The organism is Pirellulales bacterium (genome assembly GCA_019694455.1).
Lineage (GTDB): Bacteria > Planctomycetota > Planctomycetia > Pirellulales > JAEUIK01 > JAIBBY01.
The window spans coordinates 1-6,601 of the sequence record JAIBBY010000107.1; the positions used below are offsets into that span (position 1 = coordinate 1).

At 63.6% G+C, this 6,601-nt stretch carries 7 protein-coding genes; 6 read left to right on the forward strand and 1 reads right to left on the reverse strand.

All coding sequences use genetic code 11. The annotated features are described in order from the left end of the window. The 6 genes from K1X71_20830 to K1X71_20855 all read left to right on the forward strand — a co-directional run. Positions 1–667: heparinase II/III-family protein (locus K1X71_20830; protein ID MBX7075594.1), on the forward strand; the 667-nt coding region annotated here is incomplete at its 5' end. Continuing rightward, positions 660–1,316, forward strand: a complete 657-nt coding sequence (locus tag K1X71_20835; protein MBX7075595.1) for a GNAT family N-acetyltransferase — start codon at positions 660–662, stop codon at positions 1,314–1,316. The genes K1X71_20830 and K1X71_20835, both read left to right, overlap by 8 nt. Before the next feature lie 46 nt (positions 1,317–1,362). Beyond that, entirely contained in the window at positions 1,363–3,012 is a 1,650-nt protein-coding gene (locus K1X71_20840; protein ID MBX7075596.1) for a heparinase II/III family protein, read from the forward strand. Positions 3,013–3,081: 69 nt separating this feature from the next. After that, complete coding sequence (locus K1X71_20845) at positions 3,082–4,245, forward strand: DegT/DnrJ/EryC1/StrS family aminotransferase (GenBank protein MBX7075597.1); 1,164 nt, start codon at positions 3,082–3,084, stop codon at positions 4,243–4,245. Continuing rightward, positions 4,242–4,832 (forward strand): sugar transferase, encoded by a 591-nt coding sequence (locus tag K1X71_20850; GenBank protein ID MBX7075598.1) that lies wholly within the window; start codon positions 4,242–4,244, stop codon positions 4,830–4,832. Before K1X71_20845 ends, K1X71_20850 begins: the two co-directional genes overlap by 4 nt. 126 nt (positions 4,833–4,958) lie before the next feature. After that, a complete protein-coding gene (locus tag K1X71_20855) occupies positions 4,959–5,189 on the forward strand; it encodes a hypothetical protein (protein MBX7075599.1) in 231 nt (76 codons plus the stop codon). Between the two features lie 16 nt (positions 5,190–5,205). On the opposite strand, the gene sthA is transcribed toward K1X71_20855, so the two are convergent. After that, positions 5,206–6,601: Si-specific NAD(P)(+) transhydrogenase (sthA, locus tag K1X71_20860; GenBank protein ID MBX7075600.1), on the reverse strand; the 1,396-nt coding region annotated here is incomplete at its 5' end.

The following is a 6,601-nucleotide window of genomic DNA, read 5'->3' on the forward strand; positions in this document are numbered from 1 at the left end:
CTATCTCACGCGCTCGCAGTTGCAGCACTTTTTGCCCGGCGGTGGTCCCGGAATCGATTATGCCCAAGGGGAGCACTACAGCTATCAGCGCTTGGCGAGCCGCGCGGTCCATCGCCGCGCCGTGTTGAGGATGGGTGAACGCTATTGGCTGGTGGTCGACGATGTCTTGGGACAAGGCCGCGAGCAGGTTGCCTTACACTGGCGCCTGGCCGATTTTCCGTATTCAGCCAACGCGGATGGTGCGCGACTCGACACGCCTGCCGGTCCGGTCGAACTAGCCGTCGCGGCCAGTACGGCGGAATCGCAGGTTGACGTGGTCCGTGGCCAGTCGAGCCCATCGGCCTTGGGATGGGAGTCGTTGCACTACGGCGAAAAGCAGCCCACGCCCACGTTGCGATGCCAAGTGACGGCGGATTTGCCGCAGCGGATTGTCACCGTGGTATCGCTTGGCGCGCCGATCGAGCGGCCATTGCGCTGGGAGGGCGACAAAATTCGCTGGGCGAGCAATTGCTCCGCTGAACTCGCGCCGCTGGCGCCGGGAGCAGCCATAGTGGTGCGCAGCATCGAAGTCGACAGCGCGCGTTTATTGCTGGATCCCAACGCTTCGGCGTATCGACACGGGTGTGACCAGATCGCGCCGCGCGAGGAGGTCGCCGCGCATGGATAGCCAAACCGTTGCGTCAGTCGGATCGTGCCCGCAGGTTGTCGTGCGGCCGATGACCGACAGCGATCTGGACACCGCGACCGAACTTCATGTGATGGCGTTCCAGGGCTATATGAACGTGCGACTGGGGCGCGGTTATGTGCGGGCGATGCTCCGGTGGTTTCGAGAGCATCCCAGCGGCATCGCCATTGTGGCCTGCCTCGATGAGCAGGTGGTGGGTTACACCGTGGGCGCGCCGGTCGGCTACGATCGCGAGTTAAATCAGGCGCTATGGCGGCGGGCGCTCGCCAGTCTCGCCATGCGTCCGACGCTACTGTTGCATCGCGACATTCTGGCTCGCATCCGCCTGCGGATGCGGGCGCTATTGGGCACGGGCGCGCCGGCCAGCGCGCCGGCTGAACTAGCGGATTGGATGGGGGCGGACATTCACTCGCTGGTCGGCATCGGGGTGGCGCCCGCAGCGCAAGGTCAACGCATCGGTTCGCAACTGATCGCGCGCTTTGAAGTGCAAGCGCGGCGCCTTCGCGCGCGCGGCGTGCGACTCTCTGTGTATGAGACGAACTTGCAGGCGCATCGCGCCTACGAACGTGCGGGATGGCGCCCCATTCTGTGTCCTGGGCTGAACTATCGGTACTACGTCAAATCGTTATAACTGCGGCGTGGTTTCAGTCTCTGCGGCCAGCCAGAATTCTGCCACCGTGAACCTCGCGCGCTATTTTCACACGCTCCGCCATTTGCGACCGATTCAGGTCTATGGCAGGGCGTGGCAGCGCTTCTATCGGCCGCGCGCCGATCGTCGTCCCGCGCCCCCCTTGCGGCCGCGCAGTGGCCAATGGACCACCGGACCCGCCCGCGCGCCCCTCATGCTGGGCGAGCGGCGGTTTCGCTTCTTGAATGAAGCGCGCGAGTTGGAGCTACCAGCCGGATGGAGCGACACGTCGATTCATCGGCTGTGGCTGTTCAACTTGCACTATTTTGAAGACCTGATCGCCGACGATCACCGCGCGCGCGGCGCGTGGCATCGCCAACTGGTCGCCGATTGGCTGCGCGACCACCACGGCGACGACTTCTCGGGGCCAGCTTGGACGCCGTATGTCGCCAGCGTGCGCATCGTGAACTGGATCAAGTGGTCGCTGGCCGGCGAGACGCTTTCTGCCGCGGCTCTGGACAGCTTGGCGCTGCAGGCCCGCTATCTCAGCCAGCGGATCGAAACGCATCTCTTGGGCAATCATCTGTTGACCAACGCCAAGGCGCTAATCTTTGCGGGTATGTACTTTGCAGGTGACGAGGCGGAGCGCTGGATGACAACCGGACTCCAAATTCTCAAGCAACAACTTGCCGAGCAGATTCTGGCGGACGGCGCGCACTACGAGCAAAGCCCGATGTACCACGCGCTGGTGCTCGAGGACTTGCTCGATCTGTTGAACCTGGCGCAAGTGTATCCGGCGGCGCTGCCGAGAAGTCACGGCGACGACCCGCGCGCCTGGATTGCGCTGGCCGAGAGCATGCGGCGCTGGTTAGCCGCGATGACCCTGCCCGACGGCGAGATTAGCCTGATGAGCGATGCCGCGCAAGGCATTGCTCCGCGTCCCGCCGAACTGGACGCCTACGCGGCACGGCTGGGCTTGTCGCGCTGCGCGGCGCCGGCGGACGGCATCACTCGTCTCGCAGCCAGTGGCTACATTCGATTGCAGCGCGCGCCGGCGGTGGCCATTTTGGACGTTGGCGAGATTGGCCCCGCGTTCCTGCCCGGCCACGGCCATGCCGACGTGCTGTCGTTTGAGCTGGCGCTGTGGGGCCAGCGTGTGATCGTTGATAGCGGCACATCGGTCTATTACGGCAACGATCGCCAGCGGCAGGCGGAGCGTTCGACAGCCGCGCACAACACCATCGAGATCGACGGGCAGGACAGTTCGGAGGTGTGGGACAACTTCCGCGTTGCTCGGCGGGCATATCCGCGCGACGTGTCGACCGAGAGCACGCGCGAGGCGCAAGTCGTAACGGCCAGTCACGATGGCTACCGGCGGCTACCGGGGCGCGTGTCACACACTCGTCGTTGGTCGCTGACGGCCGACTGGCTATCGATCGAAGACACGCTGACGGGCAGCTATCGCCAGGCGATTGCACGGTTTCACCTGCATCCCGACGCGCGCGTCGTGGGCGTGGACGCCGCGCAAGGAACGGCCGATTTGCAAGCCGCCGGGCGCAGCCTGCGATTCAGCACGTCTGGCGGCCGGCTCTCGGTGACGCCGACAGCGTATCATCCCGGTTTTGGTCTGTCGGTCGCGAACCAATGCCTGGTCGTGGAACTGACTTCGCCCCGCGCGACGCATGCACTCACCTGGTGACGGCGGCGTTGGTATCATGGAGCCTCGCCCTTTCCTGATTTTTCCGCACGGAGTTCTTTCGTGAGCACCATGCTTGAGCAAAAGTTTTTGCCGTTTTTTGTGCCCGACATTGGCGAGGCGGAAATTGCAGCCGTGGTGGAGACGCTGCGTTCTGGCTGGCTGACAACCGGCCCCAAGACGAAGGAGTTTGAGCGCCGCTTTGCCGAGAAGATCGGCGCCAAACACGCCATTGCGGTGAATAGCGCGACGGCGGCCTTGCACCTGGCGCTCGACGCGGTGGGAGTGGGGCGCGACGACGAGGTGCTCGTGCCGACCATGACCTTCGCCGCCACGGCCGAGGTGGCGATTCATCTGGGCGCGCGACCGGTGCTTGTCGACTGCGAGTCCGACCTGTTATGCGTCGACCCGGCCAAGATCGAAGCGGCTATCACGCCGCGAACCAAGGCGATTATGCCGGTCCACTTTGCTGGGCAGCCTTGTGATATGGACGCCATTTTGGAGATCGCCGGCCGCCACAAGCTCAAGGTAATCGAAGACGCGGCGCACGCGCTGCCGACGCTCTACAAGGGGCGGCTGGTCGGCACGATGGGGGACATCACTTGCTTTTCGTTTTACGCCAACAAGACGATCACCACGGGCGAAGGGGGGATGCTGGTCACCGACGACGACGCCTTGGCCGACCGCGCCCGCATCATGAGCCTGCACGGCATCAGCCGCGACGCCTGGAAGCGGTTCACCGCCGAAGGCACCTGGTACTACGAGATTTTGCACGCCGGTTACAAGTACAACCTGACCGATGTGGCCTCGGCGCTGGGCCTGGTGCAGCTTGACCGTTGCCAGGAGTTGTTCGAGCGCCGCGCGGCCTGCGCTCGTCGTTACGACGAGTTGCTGGCCGACCTGCCGCAGATCACGCGCCCCGTGGTCCGCGCCAACGTGCAGCACGCCTGGCATCTGTACTTCATTCAACTCAATCTCGCGCAATTGAAGATCGATCGCAACCAGTTCATCGACGAACTGAAGGCGCGCGAGATCGGCACCAGCGTCCATTACACGCCGCTGCACCTGCACCCGTACTATCGCGACCACTTTGGCTATCAGCCGGGGCAATTGCCGGTGGCCGAGAGCGCTTACCAGCGGATTATTTCGATTCCGCTGTATCCCAAAATGACCGAGGCCGATCAAGAGCGGGTGAGCCGGGCATTGCACGAGATCGTGGCGGAGCATCGCCGGTGATCAAGCGGATTTTTGACGCCACGGCAGCGGCGGTGGGCTTAACGCTAGTCGCGCCGCTGTTTGCCGTAATTGCGCTGGCGATCAAGCTGGGCTCCGCCGGCCCCGTCTTCTTTCGGCAAGAGCGAATGGGGCAGGACTTTCGCCCCTTTCGCATTTACAAATTCCGCACCATGGTGGCCGACGCCCCCAAACTGGGTGGGCAGATCACCGCCGGCGCCGACCCGCGCATCACGTCGGTTGGCCGCATCTTGCGAAAAAGCAAGCTCGACGAGTTGCCGCAACTGATCAATGTGCTGGCGGGAGACATGAGCCTGGTGGGACCGCGCCCCGAAGTGCCGCGCTACGTCGAGTTGTTTCGCGACGACTACCGCACGGTGCTCAGCGTGCGGCCGGGCATCACCGACCTGGCCAGCGTCAAATATCGCGATGAAAACGAGTTGCTCGGCGGCGCCGCCGACCCCGACCGGGTCTATATCGAGCAGATTTTGCCCGACAAAATCGCCCTGGCCAAGGAGTACATCGCTCGGCAGTCGCTGATTTACGATATCGGGCTGATCTTGCAGACGCTACTGAAGATTGTGAAGTGACCAGCGGCGGAAAATATCTTTCCGTGACGACTTTTTGCGCGGAGACGGACAGAGAATCTTTTTTTTCGGCGGCCGGCAGCGCAGACTATAGCGATCCCAGCACACGCTTTTTTTGCGGAATTCATCATGGCACAAATCGAAGGCGAAGTTCTCATCAAGCGGGCCTGCGGCCACAGCAGCCCCTTCACGTTCCGCAAGAACGAGCGCTACGGCCGGCAGCGGCTGGAGACGTTTTTGTCGAAGAAGTGTCCGGCCTGCACCGTGGCGGCGATCGCGGCGCTGGAGGCCGCGCAAAAGGCGAACTCGAAAAAGGCGCGAAAGAAGCAAAGCGCCGGCCCCGACCCGGCCGCCGCGTAAGCGGTTCGCTGCGGCCTTACAACTTGTTCAAGCCCGCGTAGGCGGCCACTTTGTAGCACTCGGCCAGCGTGGGGTAGTTGAACACCGTGTCGCGAAAATACTCGACCGTGCCGCCCAGCGCCATCACCGCCTGACCGATGTGGATCAGTTCGCTGGCGCCTTCGCCAATGGCGTGCACGCCGAGGATCTTATGGTTCTCGATTTGAAAGAGGAGTTTTAAGAGCCCGATCTCGTCGCCCAGGATCTGCCCCTTGGCGATCTCGCGGTAGTGGGCCACGCCCGACTCGAACGGCACGCACTCGCGCGTGAGTTGCTCTTCGGTCTTGCCGACCATCGACAGTTCGGGGATGGCATAGATGGCGTACGGGTGCAGTTCGCGGATGGCGGTACACGGCTTGCCGCAGGCGTGCATGGCGGCGAGTCGGCCTTGCTCCATCGAGGTGCTGGCCAGCGCGGGAAATCCGATCACGTCGCCAGCGGCGTAGATGTGCGGCACATCGGTCTGGAAGTGGAGGTTCACCTTCAGTCGGCCGCGCGCGTCGGTGGCGAGGCCGGCGGCTTCGAGGTTCAACTGTCGCGTGCGTCCCTGGCGGCCCGTGGAGAAGAGCAGCACGTCGCTGCGCACGCGCTTGCCGCTGGCCAACAGGGCCACCGGGTCGTCGCCGTCCATCTCGACATACACCACCTCTTCGGACATGCGAAAGGTCACGCCGCAGTCGCGCAGGTGGTACACCAAGGCGTCGTCGATCTCCTCGTCGAGAAACTCGAGCAGCCGCGCGCTGCGCTCGAGTACGTTGATCTTCACGCCGAGCGTGGCGAACATGCTGGCGTACTCGATGCCAATGATGCCGCCCCCCACAATGGTCATGGTCTTGGGGAGCGACGGCAAGCAGAGCAAGCCATCGCTATCGATGATCTTGCCCGGCACAAGCTGCACATCGCTGGGTCGCGCGGGCTCGGTTCCGGGCGCCAAGATGATTGTCTCGGCCGACACGCGTTCTTGATGGCGGCCGTCGGAGACGATCATTTCGTGCGGCCCGGAAAAGCTGGCCTCGCCGGTGAGCACGAGCACGTCGTTGCGGCTCATCTGCAATTGAATCACATCTAGTTCGTTGTGGATTACCCGCTGGGAGTGCACCAGCAGGTCGGCCATGGTGATGTCTTCCTTCACGCGGTAGTGTCGGCCGTAGACGCTCTTCATGCGATGGCCGGTGAGGTACAGCACCGCCTCGCGCAGCGTCTTGGAGGGGATGGTGCCGGTGTTGACGCAGACCCCGCCCATGCACATGCGCCGATCGATAATGCCCACGCGTTTTTCGAGCTTGGCGGCGGCGATCGCCGCGCGCTGGCCGGCCGGGCCGGTGCCGATCACCAGCACATCGAAATCAAAGGGGGCGGATTCGGGATTTGGC

What these genes read in the sequence shown, in the direction of transcription:
- K1X71_20845 (MBX7075597.1), top strand. Translation starts at nt 3,082, where the DNA reads ATGCTTGAGCAAAAGTTTTTGCCGTTTTTTGTGCCCGACATTGGCGAG.
- K1X71_20855 (MBX7075599.1), top strand. Translation starts at nt 4,959, where the DNA reads ATGGCACAAATCGAAGGCGAAGTTCTCATCAAGCGGGCCTGCGGCCAC.
- K1X71_20835 (MBX7075595.1), top strand. Translation starts at nt 660, where the DNA reads ATGGATAGCCAAACCGTTGCGTCAGTCGGATCGTGCCCGCAGGTTGTC.